Source organism: Zoogloea oryzae (assembly GCF_030161255.1).
GTDB classification, from domain to species: Bacteria; Pseudomonadota; Gammaproteobacteria; order Burkholderiales; family Rhodocyclaceae; genus Zoogloea; species Zoogloea oryzae.
The window spans coordinates 1-909 of the sequence record NZ_BSPX01000233.1 but is presented as its reverse complement, the minus strand read 5'-3'; the positions used below and the strand labels follow the sequence as shown (position 1 = coordinate 909).

Sequence of the window (909 nt, the reverse complement as noted above, 5' to 3'; positions counted from 1 at the left end):
AAATACTTCAATGGGTACACGTAAGAAATACGCCAATTCAGCAGCTTTTTGTTCAATTTCTCGTGGAGTCAAATTTTCATCAGTACGAGTCAAGGGAACGGCACCCTGGCCTCGGATTTCCATATAAAGAACACGACGGGAAAAAAGCCCCTCTTTAACCTCTATTCTAATCGACTGGATATCTCTGATGAGAAATCGAAGGAAAATGCGACGATTTATTCCAGGAAATCCCCAACGAAAAATACACACAATTCCTTCTTTTCTATCAAATCGATCATAACCACTACCTATATTCCATGAAATTGTGCACCACAAATAAGAGCTAATGAACAGACCAGCGATCCCATAGAAAGACATCACAATCCCTTGGGGAAAAAAAAGGATTTCTTGAGATGGAAATAAGGCTATCAAATTCCTACCAAGATAACTAGAAGTTCCAACCACTAAGAATCCTAATGACCCGAAAAAAAGGATAGAAGCCCAGCAGAAATTACTTATTTTTCGAGAACCCTTTATCCGTTCTATCCATATACGTTCTGATCGCCAGTTCATACTAGATCCAATTGCTTTTGATTAGAATTGAGAGAATAACCTAATTTGTGTTTCTTATTTTTGTTCCCAAAGTAACTCTTATCAACTAGTCCTTTTATGATGTGAACCCTGAGGAATAATTCATCGAATCGGTTAGATAAAAAAAACCTTCCTATGATTCCACATACATCGAGATGAATTCCGACAATTCCCTTTGAAAATGCCGTTAGAATGCTTTTATTAAAAACTCATGTATACACGTCCATAACAGCTCTTTCCTTTGTGTTTGGCAGAAGTCACATTGTATACCCTATTCTACTAAAAATATTGGTATTATCACCTAAGTCGAAGTCTTGACAGATTTGCTGAGGTTTGTTC

General features: G+C 37.1%; 1 protein-coding gene. It reads right to left on the bottom strand.

The features are described 5' to 3' along the window. The coding region (locus tag QQK25_RS24860; protein WP_284190079.1) for a photosystem I assembly protein Ycf4 at positions 1-552 on the bottom strand (552 nt) is incomplete at its 3' end. Positions 553-909 lie beyond the last annotated feature (357 nt).